This window comes from Paraburkholderia mimosarum LMG 23256 = NBRC 106338 (assembly GCF_000739815.1).
In the GTDB taxonomy this organism is placed as follows: Bacteria; Pseudomonadota; Gammaproteobacteria; order Burkholderiales; family Burkholderiaceae; genus Paraburkholderia; species Paraburkholderia mimosarum.
This window is the reverse complement of sequence record NZ_BBJJ01000298.1, coordinates 1-1,389: the sequence shown is the minus strand read 5'-3', so window position 1 is coordinate 1,389 and position 1,389 is coordinate 1. Positions and strand designations below refer to the sequence as shown.

Here is a 1,389-nt window from a genome sequence, read left to right as displayed (position 1 = left end):
CCCTTACTGTCATCAATCTCTTCGGGTCGGATTCCCCGCCGCTTGCGGCGAAGGCCGATCGAAGATCGGCAGTTGGAGAAGCGGAGTTCATACCTCGCTCCTTGGCGCGAGGTGCTTGATTTTAATATTTCCCCATGAAAACGACGGTACGTTTGTGAGAGGAACGGAATAGCGATATACCAATAAAACTGTTCCGATATGTGGGTATATGGTTTTTCTCGAGGAATTCAACAGGGGGACTTGATGGTCTGGTTAGATACCGCAAGAGTCGTTGCGATCTTCGCAGTAGTAGTTTTACATGTTGCTGCTAATGTTGTTGTTCATGAGCCAGTCGGATCAAGTAACTGGTGGGTAGGCAACATATACGACTCGTTAGTTAGATGGTGCGTACCTGTGTTCGTAATGGTAAGCGGCGCGCTACTCCTCGATCGAAACAAGCTTGAAAATACAAAGGATTTTTATATCAAGAGAGCTTCGAGAGTCGCAATTCCATTAGTAATTTGGTCACTCATTTTTTTCCTGTGGCGATATTTTGAATCAAATATTGAAGGGGGGCAGACAAGATTTAAAGATCTGGCTTTTAGCATTACCCAGGGCACGCCCTATTATCGCCTGTGGTTTCTTTTTATGATTATATTCATTTATATTTTCACCCCATTTTTTGGAAAAATAACTTTCAATTCATCTATTCGAGAATTAAAATTGATTGTAGCGATTTCGCTTCTTCTTGTCATGCTAAACGCGCTTTCCAAAGTATTTGGATTTGCTAGTTCCAATGTGTTTTTGACTTTGTTTTTGGCTTTTTTTTTGAGTTACGTGCCATACTTTTTTCTTGGCTATCTAATAAAAATTTCCAAAATCAATCTTAAGTGGGCCATCCTTTGGGGTGGCTTTATTGTTACGGTCTTAACCACATCAGCCGGATGTTACTTAGTAGCAGACACAAAAGATCTCGCACATGGTTTGTATTTCTATGATTACCTAAGCGTTACGGTCGTTCCAATGTCGTTTTTTGTTATTTGTCTATTTAAGAAATGGTCAAGAGGGATATGGAATGACGAATTCACAAAGCGCGTGGCATCGTTGACACTTGAAATTTATGTAATACACCCAATTATTCTTGGGGTTATAAATCACGAAGTCGGCATCTTAAAAGCCGTGAATCCATTAATATCCATACCCTTAACTGCAGTGATAGTATTTTCATTATCATTGCTTGCGGCATTGGCAATTAGTAAAATGCGTGCAATACGGAAAACCATATAGTCACATATCGGAAGAGTTTTAGTTGGTATATCGCCATTCCGCTCTTCTCGCAACCCCCGCCCCGTTACTATCTTCCCGCCGCGATAATCGAGGCTTTGGCGAGCCAGGCCCGGCATGATTCTC

At 41.7% G+C, this 1,389-nt stretch carries 1 protein-coding gene; it reads left to right on the top strand.

All coding sequences use genetic code 11. The features are described from left to right. Nucleotides 1–243 precede the first annotated feature (243 nt). On the top strand, nucleotides 244–1,266 hold the full coding sequence (locus tag BMI01S_RS40490) for an acyltransferase (RefSeq protein WP_161635595.1): 1,023 nt from the start codon (nucleotides 244–246) through the stop codon (nucleotides 1,264–1,266). The last annotated feature ends 123 nt before the right edge of the window (nucleotides 1,267–1,389 follow it).